The organism is Bradyrhizobium sp. ORS 285 (assembly GCF_900176205.1).
Classification (GTDB): Bacteria; Pseudomonadota; Alphaproteobacteria; order Rhizobiales; family Xanthobacteraceae; genus Bradyrhizobium.
The window spans coordinates 4,364,862-4,378,776 of record NZ_LT859959.1 but is presented as its reverse complement, the minus strand read 5'-3'; the positions used below and the strand labels follow the sequence as shown (position 1 = coordinate 4,378,776).

The window sequence follows — 13,915 nt, the reverse complement described above, 5'->3', positions numbered from 1 at the left end:
GTTCCGGCGAGCGTTGACGCCTTACATAGGCACGATGGTTCCGCGATGCTACGCGGGATTTTCCGGAAATTGCGGCAGAGCGTCGTTGATCGCGACCCAGCCGATCTTGGCCGAGGTCCAGATATGCTCGGTCGGCGCAAACGCATTGGGATCGTCGAAGCAGGCCAGCGCCACCCCGACCACCGGCCGGGTGTTGCGCCAGGAGAACAGCCTGACGCCGCAGCGCGGACAGAACATCCGGTCGAGCGCATCCGAGGAGGGGAAGCGCGCGGTCTCGCCGTGAATCGTCAGCGCATCATGCGAGAACAGCGCTCGGGCGAAGAACGGCGAGCCCATCGCCTTCTGGCAATTACGGCAATGACAGATGCGCACGTTGATCGGCTCGCCCCGGCATTCGAAGCGCACCGCGCCGCAGAAGCATCCGCCGTGATGGATCATGGTGTCGGCTCCCTCAGGGGATCGCGTCGTGCGGAGCGTCCGCACGCGGGTGTGCGTTTGCGTGTTGGAACGGGGGCGCTCGCCACCGGTTGAGGCGCGGTCTGGCCGGGCATTCCCCGATGTTCCGCCAGCCATCTCACAACGAGGAGACTGATCATGGCAAGTGCAGCAGATCGTGATCCCCGACACCATACCCAGAAGATGCAGAAGGCGCTGCAGGACATCCGGAATCATCTGCGGGACGACATCGACAAGGTCGACGAGCCGCAGCTGAAGGCCATGTTCGAGACCTCCGCGGAGGTTCTCGGCGGCCTGGCGAAGGCGTTCCAGGACTACGAGCAGAAGAACGAGAAGGCCTGGCGCTGAGCGCCTCGACAGCGGCCGCCGCAATCCGATCATGGAAAGGGAGCGCCCCTATGGAGCTGATCGTACCGAGCCGGCGACGCCGGCTGCTGCTCACCGGACTCGCGGCGGCGGTCGCTGCGCCTGCTGTGCTCACCGCGCCGACCTTCGCGCAGCCGAAGGGCGCGAAGCAAAGCGAAAAGGAGACGCCGGGCGAGGAGGTCACGCCGCCCGAGGACCTGATGCGTGAGCACGGCGTGCTCGACCGCGTGTTGCTGCTGTACGAAGCCGGCATGCGGAAGTTCGCCGCCAACGAGGATTTCGACCCCGGCCTGATCACGCAGTCGGCCGGCATCGTCAAAGACTTCATCCATGACTATCACGAGAAGTCAGAGGAGCATCACGTCTTCCCGCGCTTCAGGGCAGCCGGGAAGATGACCGATCTCGTCGGCACGTTGGAGCACCAGCATGAGGCTGGCCGCAAGGTGACCGACACGATCCTGCGCCTGGCTCCCTCCGGCCGCAGCAATGCCGACGACCGCCGGCAACTCGTCGCGGCGATGCAGTCCTTTATCACGATGTACCGCCCGCACGCCGCGCGCGAGGACACGGAGCTGTTCCCGAAGCTGAAGGACGTCGTCTCCGCGCACGAATACGATGCCATGGCCGAGGACTTCGAGAAAAAGGAGCACGAACTGTTCGGCGCCGATGGCTTCGAGAAGATGACCGCCCGTGTCGCCGCACTGGAGCAGCAGATGGGTATCTTCGATTTGAATCAGTTCACGCCGGGCTGAGCCGCGCGGGAATCTCAGCGCCGACGGGCGACACGTGCTCTCACAGTCGTCATTGCGAGGAGCGCAGCGACGAAGCAATCCAGAGTCCCGCGATGACTCTGGATTGCTTCGCTTCGCTCGCAATGACGGAGAGAGCGGGGGTTGCGGGTTTGATGGTCGATGCCGCAACAGAGAAGGGTCGTAGGGTGGGCAAAGGCGAAGGTAAGCTCTTTCAGCGGGCGAGCTCGCAGTGGCGCCGTGCCCACCATCGCGCAGCGGAATGTGCTGATGGACGGTGGGCACGCTGCCGCCTGCGGCGGCTGCTTTGCCCACCCTACGGACTATCAGCTAACCCCATCCCTCCAGCACGATCTTGCCACGCGAGGTGTTGCTCTCGATCAGCGCATGCGCGCGCTTGAGATTGGCCGCGTTGATGGTGCCGTAGTTGTCGCCGAGCGTGGTGCGGATGACGCCCTTGTCGATCAGGTCGGAGACGTCGTTGAGCAGATTGTGCTGGGCGATGATGTCGGGCGTCGTGAACATCGAGCGTGTGAACATCGACTCCCAGTGGATCGAGATCGCCTTGCCCTTGAAGGCGGCGATCGAGAACTCGGCGGGATCGTCGATCAGGCCGAACTTGCCCTGCGGCGCCATGAACTCGGCGATCGCCTTGTAGTGCTGGTCGCTGTGGGTGAGGCTCGCGACGAGGCCGACCGGCGGCAGCCTCAGCGCGTCGATCTGCTCCTTCATCGGCTTGGCGTGATCGACGACCGCATGGGCGCCGAGCGACAGGCACCAGTCGCGCGATTCCGGCCGCGTCGCGGTGGCGAGCACGGTGAGCCCGGTAAGCCGGCGGGCGAGCTGGATCAGGATCGAGCCGACGCCACCGGCCGCACCGGTGATCAGCAACGTGCGGTCGTCGAGGCTCTTGCCGGGGATGGCGCCGAGGCGATCGAACAGGAGCTCCCAGGCGGTGATCGAGGTCAGGGGCAGGGCGGCGGCCTCCGCAAACGAGAGGCTCTTGGGCTTGCGTCCAACGATGCGCTCGTCGACCAGATGGAATTCGGCATTGGTGCCCTGGCGCAGGATCGAGCCGGCGTAGAACACCTCGTCGCCTGCCTTGAACAACGTCACCTCGGGGCCGACGGCCTCGACCACGCCGGCGGCGTCGTAGCCGAGGATCTTGGTCTCGCCGGCGGGCGGCGCCGCGCGCTTGCGCACCTTGGTGTCGACGGGATTGACCGAGATCGCCTTCACCGCGACGCGGATATCGCGCCCTTTGGGCTCGGGTTTGGCGGCTTCGAAATCGAACAGCGCGCGCTCCTCGGTGATGGGCAGAGACTGCTGGTAACCGACGGCCTTCATGAACAACCTCCTGGCTGGCCTTTCGATAGGGCCTACTTGTCCTGCTGGCGTCATTTCGACAAGTACTGTAAAAATGGGGAACTAGTCCCCGTTTGGATACTATTGGGCCAAAACGCCATGAAACGGAAGAATTTCGCCCGCCGCCCCGGCTGCGCGGTCGAAGCCACGCTCGACCTGATCGACGGCAAGTGGAAGGGCGTCATCCTCTACCACCTGCAGGGCGGCAGCCAGCGCTTCGGCGAGCTCAAGCGGCTGATGCCGAGCATCACCCAGCGCATGCTGACCAAGCAGTTGCGCGCGCTGGAGGACGACGGGCTGGTGGTCCGCAAGGTCTACGCCGAGGTGCCGCCGCGGGTGGAGTACAGCCTCTCGGAAGTCGGCGAGAGCCTGCGGCCGGTCATCGAGGTGCTCAGGAGCTGGGGCGAGCGCCACCATGAACGGCTGTCCTGCGCCCCGGTTGCAGAGACCATCAAAACGCCGCATCAGACCGCCTGAGCTTGGCCGCACCGGCCGTTCCGCCTATATCGAGGCCGTCATTTTCCCAGGATTGTTCGCATGACGTTGATTCGCTCCACCGTGGTCCTGCTGTTCTCGCTGTTGGCCGCGTCTCCGCTCGCGGCGCAGGACCGGCGCGTGCCGCAATCCCAGGCCGAGCTGCGGCTGTCCTATGCGCCGATCGTGCAGCGCGTGCAGCCGGCGGTCGTCAACGTCTACGCCGCCAAGGTGGTGCAGAACCGCAACCCCTTCCTCGACGATCCCGTCTTCCGCCGCTTCTTCGGCCTGCAGGGCGGCCCGCAGGAGCAGATGCAGCGTTCGCTCGGCTCGGGCGTGATGATCGACGCCTCCGGTCTCGTGGTGACGAACGTGCACGTCATCGAGGGCGCCGACGAGGTGAAGGTGTCGCTCGCCGACAAGCGCGAGTACGAAGCCGAGATCGTGCTCAAGGATAGCCGCACCGATCTTGCGGTGCTCAGGCTGAAGGGCACCAAGGAGCAGTTTCCGACGCTCGAGCTCGCCAACTCGGATGACCTGCTGGTCGGTGACGTCGTGCTCGCGATCGGCAATCCGTTCGGCGTCGGCCAGACCGTGACGCACGGCATCGTCTCGGCGCTCGCGCGCACGCAGGTCGGCATCACCGACTATCAGTTCTTCATCCAGACCGATGCCGCGATCAATCCCGGCAATTCCGGCGGCGCGTTGGTCGACATGACCGGGCGTCTCGCCGGCATCAACACCGCGATCTATTCGAAATCCGGCGGCTCGCAGGGCATCGGCTTCGCGATCCCGGCGAACATGGTTCGTGTCGTCGTGGCGTCGGCCAAGGCCGGCGGCAAGGCGGTGAAGCGTCCGTGGCTCGGCGCGCGGCTGCAGGCGGTGACGCCGGAGATCGCCGAAAGCCTCGGCCTGCGCTCGCCGACCGGCGCGCTGGTCGCAAGCGTCACCCCGAACAGCCCGGCGGCCCGCGCCGGCATCAAGTCGTCGGATCTGATCGTCTCGATCGACGGCCAGACCGTCGATGATCCCAACGCCTTCGACTACCGCTTCGCCACCCGTCCGCTCGGCGGCACCGCGCAGATCGAGGTGCAGCGCGGCGGCAAGCCGGTGAAGGTCGCGGTCGCGCTGGAGACGGCGCCGGACACCGGTCGCAACGAGATGGTCATCAACGGCCGCTCGCCGTTCCAGGGCGCCAAGGTCGCCAACATCTCGCCGGCGGTGGCCGACGAGCTGCATCTCGATGCCGACACCGAGGGCGTCGTCGTGCTCGAGCCGGGCGACGGCACCACCGCGGCCAATGTCGGCTTCCAGAAGGGCGACATCATCATGGCGGTCAACAACCAGAAGATCGCCAAGACCGCCGATCTCGACAAGGCCTCGCGCGAAGCCGCCCGCATCTGGCGCATCACCGTGCTGCGCGGCGGCCAGCAGATCAACGTCACGCTCGGCGGATGAGTCCGAAACGTCCCCAGCAGGGAGGTCCAAGCCTCTTCGCCGCGGCGGGGATGGAGCACGATGCGCCGCGGCCGCTGCCGGAGCGGCTGCGCCCGCACAAGCTCTCCGATGTGGTCGGACAGGATCACATCTTGGGGCCCGACGGCGCGCTGACCCGCATGCTGGAGACGCGCACGTTGGGCTCGCTGATCTTCTGGGGCCCGCCGGGTACCGGCAAGACCACGGTGGCGCGGCTGCTCGCGGATGCCACCGAGCTGCATTTCGAGCAGATCTCCGCGGTGTTCTCCGGCGTCGCCGACCTGAAGAAGGTGTTCGACGCAGCCCGTGCGCGCCGCGAGACCGGGCAGGGCACGCTTCTCTTCGTCGACGAGGTGCACAGGTTCAATCGCGCGCAGCAGGACTCATTCCTGCCGGTCATGGAAGACGGCACTGTCGTGCTGGTCGGCGCGACCACCGAGAATCCGTCTTTCGAGCTCAACGCCGCTCTGCTGTCGCGCTCGCGCGTGCTGGTGTTTCATTCGCTCGACGCCGCCGCGATCGAGAAGCTCTACAGCCATGCGGAGGCGATCGAAGGCCGCAAGCTGCCGCTCGATGATGACGCGCGAAACGTGCTGATCCGCATGGCCGACGGCGACGGCAGGGCGTCGCTGACGCTGGCCGAGGAAGTCTGGCGCTCGGCGCGCAAGGGCGAGATCTTCAACGCGGCGCAGTTGCAGGAGATTCTGCAGCGTCGCGCGCCGATCTACGACAAGTCGGCCGACGGCCACTACAACCTGATCTCGGCGATGCATAAATCGGTGCGCGGCTCGGATCCGGATGCCGCGCTGTACTACTTCGCCCGCATGCTAGACGCCGGCGAGGATCCGCTGTTCCTCGCCCGTCGTATCGTCCGCATGGCGGTGGAGGACATCGGCCTCGCCGATCCGCAGGCGCTCGTCATCGCCAATGCCGCCAAGGATGCTTACGACTTTCTCGGCTCACCCGAGGGCGAGCTCGCGATCGCCCAGGCGGTGATCTACGTCGCGACCGCGCCGAAATCCAACGCCGCCTACAAGGCCTTCGGCGCCGCCAAGCGCGCCGCGAAAGAGGGCGGCTCACTGCTGCCGCCCAAGCACATCCTGAACGCCCCGACCAAGCTGATGCAGAGCGAAGGCTATGGCTCCGGCTATCAGTACGACCACGATGCACCGGACGCGTTTTCAGGGCAGGATTACTTCCCGGAAGCGCTGGGTCGCCAGCAGTTCTACGACCCGCCCGAGCGCGGCTTCGAGCGCGAAATCAGGAAGCGCCTGGACTACTGGGCGAAACTCAGGAAGGAGCGGGGCGAGTAGGGATACGCACGTCGCTGCGGGCTGTCTCATTTATGTTGTCCGATGCCTACACCACGTCATTGCGAGCGCAGCGAAGCAATCCAGGGTGGTGGGCGGGACTCTGGATTGCTTCGCTGCGCTCGCAATGACGGCGGAGAGAGCGCACGTGCTTCTCTATGCGTCATTACAGGGCAGTCGCGCGCCCCGCTGACGCGCGCCCCGCAATGAAGGTGAAGAGAGTGCGTCGCTACTTCCCGGTCTGCACGAATTCCGCGATCTCCTGCGTCAGCCGGTCGTCGTCGGTGTTGATCGAGTACACCTCCGACATATGACTATGCTGCGGCAGCATCACTGCACGCGCGCACCCTGAGAGCCGCTTGCATGCCGCCTGCTTCAACAGATCGAACTGCTCGACGAACCGCGGCGGGTCCATCTCGGCGGAGGCGATCATCAGCGGCAGGCTCGACGCCTGCAAACCCTGCAGCGACGAGCGTTCCTTGAACCGCGAGGGATCGGTGCCGAAATAGGCCATCTCCTGGTCGCCGAGCGGCGTCGCCGTAAGGTCGTAGATGCCGGAGGCCATGATCGCGCCGGCGAGGCCACCGCCGCCGACCTTGTGGAATTCGGGATGCGCCACATAGGTCGCGACATGCACCGCGCCGGCGGAGTGTCCCATCAGATAGATGCGTGCGGGATCGCCGCCGTTCTCGGCGGCGTGGGCGGCCACCCACTGCACCGCGCTGGCGACGTCCTCGACACCGGCGGGCCAGGGGAATTTGGGCGCCAGGCGATAGGTGATGTTGACGCCGATGAAGCCGCTCTTCACCGCCCACAGCATGATGTTGTCGTAGAACGGGCTGTCCGGCGTGGTGCGCTTGTTGCCGCCGATGAACGCGCCGCCATGCACGAAGATCAGGATTGGGCGCGCAGCCGCCGCGGTCTCCGGCGTGAAGACGTCGAGCAGGTTGCGCTCGGCCGTGCCGTAGCGGAGGTCGCGCTGGACCTTGACGCCGGTGTAGGGTTCCCGAGCCTGCAACGGCGCGTAGATCGCCGCCGTCTTTGGCGGGTCGATGGCGCGGCCGATCTCGATCAGCTTCCAGGCAATGTCGTCCGGCATCGGGCTCTGTTGCGCCTGTGCGGCACCGAGCGTCAGCGCGGCTGTCAGGATCGTCAAAGCCAGTCTGGTCAGCATCATCAGGTCAGCTCCGATCGCATCCGATTCGTGCAAGGTAGCGCGTTGCCGGGCGGATTTATCGCGGATTCGCCGTGACTGGCAGGGGCTTTTGCGATAGGCACCACGCATGAGCCGCCGCATCAAGCGAACCCAGACCCGATCCGACCGCCCGACCGACCGCCGCAGCAGCGAGCGGCCCAAGAGCGAGCGCCCCAAGAGCGAGGCCGCGCGCAGCAGCGGCGCGCCCGCCAAGCGCGAGTCGGCGAAGCGTGAGCCGGTGAAGCGGACGGATGACGAGCGTCCGCGGCGCGAGCGCTTTGCTGGCGAACGTGACGCCGCACCGCGCAGCGAGTTCGGGCGCGGCAAGGGTGATCGCGTCCGCGCCCCCCGCGGCGAGCGCGAGGACCGGCGCGAGAGCTTCGAGCCGCGCGGCAAGCGCGCCGCGGCGGCCAAGCCCGCGCGCTTCGGCGCCGAGCGGTCCGCGCGCAAGCCGGTCGCTGCGCCTCCGCCGCCGAAGCCCGAGCCGGAGACCACGGTGCTGCCGACCAAGGTGCAGACCGTCGTGGTGTCGGCCGACGAGAACAACATGCGCGTCGACCGCTTCCTGGAGGCGCGCTTTCCCGGCCTGTCGTTCTCCCACATCCAGCGCATCGTCCGCAAAGGCGAACTGCGGGTGAACGGCAAGCGCGCGGACTCCAAGGACCGCCTGGAGGAAGGCCAGACCGTCCGCATTCCGCCGCTCAAGCTCGACGCGCCGAAGGTCGCGGGCGTGCTGTCGGAGGCGGAGCAGAAGACCCTCGACAGCCTGGAGGCGATGACCTTGTACGAGGACGACGACGTCCTCGTCCTCAACAAGCCTGCCGGACTCGCGGTCCAGGGCGGCTCCGGCATGACGCGCCACATCGACCAGATGCTGGAGGTGATGCGCGACGCCAAGGGCCAGAAGCCGCGGCTCGTGCACCGCATCGACCGCGAGACCTCCGGCTGTCTCCTGATCGCCAAGACCCGCTTCGCGGCGACGCATCTGACCGGCGCCTTCCGTCATCGCTCCGCCCGCAAGGTCTATTGGGCGCTGGTGGCCGGTGTGCCCAAGCCGAAGCAGGGCCGCATCTCGACCTATCTCGCCAAGGACGAGGGCGAGGACGACACCATCATGCGCGTCGCCGCCCATGGCGACGAGGGCGCCAGCCATGCGGTGACCTACTACGCGGTGGTCGAGGCCTCCGCCAACAAGCTCGCCTGGGTGTCGCTGAAGCCGGTGACAGGCCGCACCCATCAGCTGCGCGCGCACATGGCCCATATCGGCCATCCCATCGTCGGCGATCCCAAATATTTCAACATCGAGAACTGGTCGCTGCCCGGCGGCCTGCAGAACCGGCTGCATCTGCTGGCGCGCCGCATCGTCATCCCGCATCCGCGCGGCGGCGTGATCGACGCCACGGCGCCGCTGCCGCCGCACATGCTGCAATCCTGGAACCTGCTCGGCCTCGAGCACGACCGCTTCGACCCGATCGAGAACGCGCCGGAGGAGTGAGCCTCAGTTCCTGAACTGCTCCAGGAACAGCCGCAGCGAATCGTGCGGGGTCTCGACGTCGAGAATGACCCAGCCATCCGGTCCCTTGACCACGATGAAGTTGAGCGAGACGCGGCGGCCCTGGTTGTCGAAGCTCGCCGCGACATAGGTCCTGTCGAACTGCTTGCGCAGGATCGAGATCGCCACTGGACCGAGCTTCCAGCGCGGGCTCTGCACCAGGAAGTCGTAGGGCTCGCGCCGCGGAGCGATCCAAGCCTTCGCGAGGCTCGGATCGAAGAACTGCGCCGCGACCTCGTCCGTATGCGGCAGTCCGGCGGAGAGCTCCGGCGTTCCCTGGCCGTAATGCGCATAGATGTTGCGCACCAGCGATTCCGGTGTGCGAAAGCCGGCGGCGGCGGAGACGGCGCTGCCGAGCAGGAGGAGGACAGAGAGCAGGAGGCGCATCGCCGGCTCGCATTTCGATCGATCAGGCCTTATCTACCGCGCAAACAATCGATCTCGTGTGATCTTCCCTGCAAGAGGGCCGGAATTCCGATGCGTGAGCTGTTTGACGAGGTGGTCGGCCAGGGCAAGCCAGATCCGCAGGAGGCGGCGCGGCAGGCGATGCGGACGCCGCAGCGCAAGCGCTTCTACAAGGACGCCGGCACGGCCGAGGCCGAGGGCGGCCATCACGTCACGCTCGATGGCCGGCCGATCCGTACACCCTCGGGCCGCGTCGTCGTCGTTCCCGTCCGGGAGCTTGCCGAGGCGGTGGCCGCGGAATGGGGTGCGCAAGGCGAGACCATCGATCCCGCGACCATGCCGCTGACCCGCTTCGCCAATAGCGTGGTGCAGTCGGTGGTCGACCGCGTCGAGGACGTCCGCGAGGACATGGCCAGATACCTCCAGTCGGACCTGCTGTTCTACCGGGCCGGTCATCCGGAGGGGCTGGTGGAGCAGGAGGCCGCGCATTGGGACCCGGTGCTGGACTGGGCGCGCGACACGCTCGGCGCCCATTTCATCCTCTCCGAAGGCATCATGCATGTGACCCAGCCGGACGCTGCCGTGCAGGCGGCGCGGGAAGCGCTGCCGACCGGACCGTGGGCTGTCGCGGCCGCGCATGTCGTGACCACCGTGACCGGCTCGGCGCTGCTCGCCTTGGCGCTGGCGCATGGCATTCGCGATGCCGACCAGGTCTGGGCCGCGGCCAATGTCGACGAGGATTGGAATATCGAGCAATGGGGCGCCGACGAGGAGGCCATGAGCCGCCGCGCCGCCCGGCAGGTCGACTATCTCGCGGCCGTCCGCATCCTCAGGGCGGTCGACGCCGCCAGCTGAGCCCGGTTAACGCCGGGTTTAGGGCGAGACGCTAGTCTGCCGCGCGTAACCCGAGTACGCGCATGGTCCAGAGTGTCACCCCGCCGCCATCAGTGAGCGCCGTCCGCAGCGTGGGAACTGCGGCGACCAGCGCGACACCGAACGCGACGTCGGGCACCACCCTGCAGGTCGGTGCGCTGGTCAGCGCCAGGGTGCAGCAGGTGCTCGCGGAGAATCTGGTCCAGGTCGCGATCGGAAACCTGTCGCTGGAGCTCGCCACCGAGCTGCCGCTGCAGGCCGGCCAATTCGTGCAGGTCGCGGTCTCGCAGACTGCACAAGGTCTGCAGCTCGCCATCGTCGGGCAGGGCACGGCCTCCGGCACCAGCGGCACGCCGACTCCCGCCGCGACGGTCGTCGATGTCACCGGCCGCCTCGCGCCGACCTTGGCGCCGCCGCCGGACCCTTTAACCGGGCTGGAGCGGCTGGCGGTCTCGATCGCGAGCGAAGAGGCGGCGACCCGGCAGGGCAGCCAGGGCCAGCTGTTCGCCGATCTCCAGGCGGTCGCCGACTCGCCGAACCTGCCGCCCGCGCTGCGCGCCGCCGTCAATCAGGTGCTGGCGCAGCAGACGCCGCTCTCAGCCGCGCTGACGGCGGATGATGTTCAAGCCGCGGTCCAGAACTCCGGCCTCTTCCTCGAGACCTCGCTCGCCAAGGGCAGCACCGCATCGGCGCCCTCGGACCTGAAGGCCGCCCTGATCGTGCTGCGCCAGACGCTGGCCGCGGTGCTGCAGACGGTCGATGCCGGCACGACCGCGTCGACGCCGCAGTCCGGCGCCTCCTATGCCTCGGTGCTGTCGGAAGCGGGGCGCGCCGCGGCCGCGCAACAGAACGCCGCGCCCTCGCTGGTGCCGGACATCGAGATCGAGCTGCCGTCCCAGCCCTGGGGCACCGGCATGGCGCGGCCTGACGCGGCCTCTACCGGCTTCACCGGCTCGGCCTTGCTCGAGAGCCTGACCGGCGCCAAGGCGCAGTCACTGACCCCTGGTGCGGTGCTGGCTGTCTTGCAGGAGGCGCAGCAGCAGATTCCGCGCGCTGCCGGCCTCGTTCCCGGCCGCAATGGCCGCGGTGAGGTCGTCGTCCGCACCAACACGCCGCCACCGCCGTTCCGTGGTGGCGCGCCGGTGCCGCAGCACGTCGCGACGCCGACGCTCAATCAGGATTCGCCGCTGCCGGCGATCGCCCATCGCCTGCTCGACGAGACCGACCAGGCGCTGTCACGCCAGACCCTGCTGCAGGTTGCCTCGCTGCCCGATCGCCCCGACGCATCGGCCCCGCGCAACGATGCGACGCAGCCGCGCTGGAATTTCGAGATTCCGTTCGCCACGCCGCAGGGCACGGCGATGGCGCAGTTCGAGATCTCGCGCGATGGCGGCACGCAGTCGCCGCAAGCCGCCAAGCGCGTCTGGCGCGCGCGCTTCTCGCTCGACGTCGAGCCCGCCGGCCCGGTGCATGCGCTGATCTCCTTCAACGCCGAACGGACCTCCGTGCGGATGTGGGCCGAGCGCCCGGTCACCGCCGCGCGGCTGCGCGCCGGTCTCTCCGATTTGAGCCAGGCGCTCAGCCGCGCCGAACTGTCGCCCGGCGATCTCGTCGTGCAGGACGGCGCGCCGCCCGCGGCGATGCCGCCGAAGGCCGGCCATTTCCTGGATCGCGCGCTATGAGCATCGACGTGAAGGCCGCCAGCAAGACCCAGCTTGCCGTCGCGCTGCATTACGACAAGGGCCAGGGCGCCCCGCGCGTCGTCGCCAAGGGCAAGGGCACGATCGGCGCCAAGATCATCGAGGTCGCGAAAGCGCACGACATCCCGATCGAGGAGAACGAGGTGCTGGCCGGCGCACTCTCCAATGTCGAGCTCGGCGACGAGATCCCGGAAGAGCTCTACAAGGCGGTCGCCGAAGTGCTGGTGTTTGTGCTCAATCTGTCGCGGCCGGTCCGCTAGCGCGCCGCATCGTGATCTCCGTCATGCTTCGCTCGTCATCGCCCTGTGATAGGGAGGGGCGGACTTCGACGGAGAAATACACGATGCCGATGATGAGCCGCCGCCACGCCCTTGGCCTGATGGCCGGCGCCAGCCTGCTGCCCGCGCGTGCCTTCGCCCATGTGGCGCCACCGCGCAACGAGATCCGCGCCGGCCTCGCGCAACGCTTCACCGAGCTCGGCACCAAGGGCACGTTCCTCGCCTACAAGGTCGAGGAGTATCTGATCATCGCCAGCGACACTGATCGCTCCAACGAGGCAAGGCTGCCGGCCTCAACCTTCAAGATCCCAAACTCGCTGATCGCGCTGGAGACCGGCGTGGTCGAAGATCCCGATAAGGACATCTTCAAATGGGACGGCGTCACAAGACCGATCGAGGCCTGGAACAAGGATCATACCTTGCGCAGCGCGATCGCCGTCTCCGCCGTGCCGGTCTATCAGGAGATCGCCCGCCGCATCGGGCCTGAGCGCATGCAGAAATTCCTGGAGGAGCTCGACTACGGCAATCACGACATCGGCGGCGGCATCGATCAGTTCTGGCTCACCGGCGCGTTGCGCATCGATCCGGTGGAGCAGGTCGATTTCGTCGACCGGCTGCGGCGAGGCGCGTTGTCGGTCTCGAAGCGCAGCCAGGATCTGACGCGCGACATCATCCCGACCACCAAGGTCGGCGATGCGGTGATTCACGCCAAGTCGGGACTGCTTGGAAAAGAGCAAGGCTCGCTCGGCTGGATGGTCGGCTGGGTCGACAAGGGCGACCAGCCCACCGTATTCGCGCTCAACATGGACTGCCCCGAACCACGCCACGTCGAAGCCCGCATGACGCTGACTCAGGCGTGCCTGAAGGACATCGGCGCGCTCTGATCTTCGTTACCCTGTTATTGGTAGCCCACGCTTTTACCACGTCATTGCGAGGAGCGAAGCGACGAAGCAATCCAGAGTCTCACCCTGAACCCTGGATTGCTTCGCTGCGCTCGCAATGACGGGGGAGAGTTGCCATGGCCATGGACGCAGAGTCGTAGGGTGGGCCAAGGCGCGAGGCAGGCTGTGAGTTGTGAGCGGTCGTGTAACGCGCCGTGACCACCATCTCGCACGACGCATCTGCTGTGGTGGGCACGGTGCTCGGCGCGACGCAATGCGTCGCGCCTGCGCGCCTTTGCCCTCCCTACGTTTTCATCACCGCCGCGCCAGCTCCAGATCGACGCCCTTGATGTCCGTGCCTGCCGGCCGGATCGACACCGTCTGCCGCTTGCCGCTCGTCGTCAGCGCCAGTCCGGCGGAGAAGGTCTGGCCGCGCGCCTGGGCCTCGATTCGGTTGCCGACGGCGCGGCCCTCGATCGTACCGGACGCGTTGTGGCTCGACTCGGTCCATTGCCCCGAGATCTCGCCGCCGCGATAGGCGACGTCGCTGGAAAGGTCGATATTGTAGCTGTCACTGGCGCAGCGGATGTTGAGCCGCAACTGCTCGCCGGCGCCGCCCACGTCATAAGCGGCGCGACAGCGCAGCCGCTCCTGGTTGCCGTCGGACAGGTTGATGACGCCGCCGCCGGTCCAGGCGCCCTCCAGCGCGCGGAACGGCGAGGCGGGCGCGCCATGGGCTGCGCTCCCGAATGCGAGGGCGGTGAGCAAAGTCGGAATGGCAAGGCGAGAGGCGCGCATCATCGGGCTCCGTTTCATCGTCGAAAAGCGAGCGACA

15 protein-coding genes are annotated in these 13,915 nt (G+C 67.2%); 10 read left to right on the top strand and 5 right to left on the bottom strand.

The genetic code is table 11. The annotated features are described in order from the left end of the window. Positions 1 to 48: 48 nt before the first annotated feature. Entirely contained in the window at positions 49 to 438 is a 390-nt protein-coding gene (locus BRAD285_RS19770) for a GFA family protein (protein WP_006609099.1), read from the bottom strand. Positions 439 to 594: 156 nt separating this feature from the next. On the opposite strand from BRAD285_RS19770, the gene BRAD285_RS19765 reads away from it, so the two are divergent. Together BRAD285_RS19765 and BRAD285_RS19760 are read left to right on the top strand one after the other, a co-directional pair. Beyond that, positions 595 to 804, top strand: a complete 210-nt coding sequence (locus BRAD285_RS19765) for a hypothetical protein (RefSeq protein WP_006609098.1) — start codon at positions 595 to 597, stop codon at positions 802 to 804. 50 nt (positions 805 to 854) lie between these two features. After that, positions 855 to 1,574: a hemerythrin domain-containing protein gene (locus BRAD285_RS19760; protein WP_006609097.1), complete on the top strand. Its 720-nt coding sequence runs from the start codon at positions 855 to 857 to the stop codon at positions 1,572 to 1,574. 327 nt (positions 1,575 to 1,901) lie between these two features. Here BRAD285_RS19760 and BRAD285_RS19755 read toward each other — a convergent pair whose 3' ends face one another. Then, positions 1,902 to 2,918 carry a zinc-binding alcohol dehydrogenase family protein gene (locus BRAD285_RS19755; RefSeq protein WP_006609096.1) on the bottom strand — a complete coding sequence of 339 codons (1,017 nt, stop codon included), beginning with the start codon at positions 2,916 to 2,918 and terminating at the stop codon, positions 1,902 to 1,904. A 117-nt stretch (positions 2,919 to 3,035) separates the two neighbouring features. Between BRAD285_RS19755 and BRAD285_RS19750 the strand changes: the two genes are divergently transcribed. Genes BRAD285_RS19750 through BRAD285_RS19740 form a run of 3 tightly spaced genes read left to right on the top strand, consistent with a single transcriptional unit; the run spans position 3,036 to position 6,199 of the window. Then, positions 3,036 to 3,413 carry a helix-turn-helix domain-containing protein gene (locus BRAD285_RS19750; protein WP_006609095.1) on the top strand — a complete coding sequence of 126 codons (378 nt, stop codon included), beginning with the start codon at positions 3,036 to 3,038 and terminating at the stop codon, positions 3,411 to 3,413. Positions 3,414 to 3,473: 60 nt separating this feature from the next. After that, the gene (locus BRAD285_RS19745) at positions 3,474 to 4,868 is read left to right on the top strand and encodes a DegQ family serine endoprotease (RefSeq protein ID WP_006609094.1); all 1,395 of its coding nucleotides are present in this window, start codon (positions 3,474 to 3,476) and stop codon (positions 4,866 to 4,868) included. Further along, positions 4,865 to 6,199, top strand: coding sequence for a replication-associated recombination protein A (locus tag BRAD285_RS19740; RefSeq protein WP_006609093.1), 1,335 nt, complete (start codon positions 4,865 to 4,867; stop codon positions 6,197 to 6,199). Before BRAD285_RS19745 ends, BRAD285_RS19740 begins: the two co-directional genes overlap by 4 nt. Before the next feature lie 226 nt (positions 6,200 to 6,425). Here BRAD285_RS19740 and BRAD285_RS19735 read toward each other — a convergent pair whose 3' ends face one another. Further along, positions 6,426 to 7,373 carry an alpha/beta hydrolase gene (locus BRAD285_RS19735; RefSeq protein ID WP_050886716.1) on the bottom strand — a complete coding sequence of 316 codons (948 nt, stop codon included), beginning with the start codon at positions 7,371 to 7,373 and terminating at the stop codon, positions 6,426 to 6,428. Positions 7,374 to 7,479: 106 nt separating this feature from the next. Between BRAD285_RS19735 and BRAD285_RS19730 the strand changes: the two genes are divergently transcribed. Next, a complete protein-coding gene (locus tag BRAD285_RS19730) occupies positions 7,480 to 8,886 on the top strand; it encodes an RluA family pseudouridine synthase (RefSeq protein ID WP_006609091.1) in 1,407 nt (468 codons plus the stop codon). Between the two features lie 3 nt (positions 8,887 to 8,889). Here BRAD285_RS19730 and BRAD285_RS19725 read toward each other — a convergent pair whose 3' ends face one another. Continuing rightward, a complete protein-coding gene (locus BRAD285_RS19725) occupies positions 8,890 to 9,330 on the bottom strand; it encodes a hypothetical protein (RefSeq protein ID WP_006609090.1) in 441 nt (146 codons plus the stop codon). A gap of 90 nt (positions 9,331 to 9,420) precedes the next feature. On the opposite strand from BRAD285_RS19725, the gene BRAD285_RS19720 reads away from it, so the two are divergent. From BRAD285_RS19720 to blaOXA, 4 genes are all read left to right on the top strand, one after another. Beyond that, complete coding sequence (locus tag BRAD285_RS19720; protein ID WP_006609089.1) at positions 9,421 to 10,203, top strand: ATP12 family chaperone protein; 783 nt, start codon at positions 9,421 to 9,423, stop codon at positions 10,201 to 10,203. Between the two features lie 62 nt (positions 10,204 to 10,265). Beyond that, positions 10,266 to 11,903 carry a flagellar hook-length control protein FliK gene (locus BRAD285_RS19715; protein WP_006609088.1) on the top strand — a complete coding sequence of 546 codons (1,638 nt, stop codon included), beginning with the start codon at positions 10,266 to 10,268 and terminating at the stop codon, positions 11,901 to 11,903. Beyond that, positions 11,900 to 12,181, top strand: coding sequence for an EscU/YscU/HrcU family type III secretion system export apparatus switch protein (locus tag BRAD285_RS19710; protein WP_006609087.1), 282 nt, complete (start codon positions 11,900 to 11,902; stop codon positions 12,179 to 12,181). The genes BRAD285_RS19715 and BRAD285_RS19710 overlap by 4 nt, the downstream gene beginning before the upstream one ends. Before the next feature lie 83 nt (positions 12,182 to 12,264). Continuing rightward, the gene (blaOXA, locus tag BRAD285_RS19705; RefSeq protein WP_006609086.1) at positions 12,265 to 13,083 is read left to right on the top strand and encodes an OXA-1091 family oxacillin-hydrolyzing class D beta-lactamase; all 819 of its coding nucleotides are present in this window, start codon (positions 12,265 to 12,267) and stop codon (positions 13,081 to 13,083) included. A gap of 312 nt (positions 13,084 to 13,395) precedes the next feature. Here the strand turns inward: blaOXA and BRAD285_RS19700 are convergent, their stop codons facing one another. After that, complete coding sequence (locus BRAD285_RS19700) at positions 13,396 to 13,881, bottom strand: hypothetical protein (RefSeq protein WP_006609084.1); 486 nt, start codon at positions 13,879 to 13,881, stop codon at positions 13,396 to 13,398. Positions 13,882 to 13,915 lie beyond the last annotated feature (34 nt).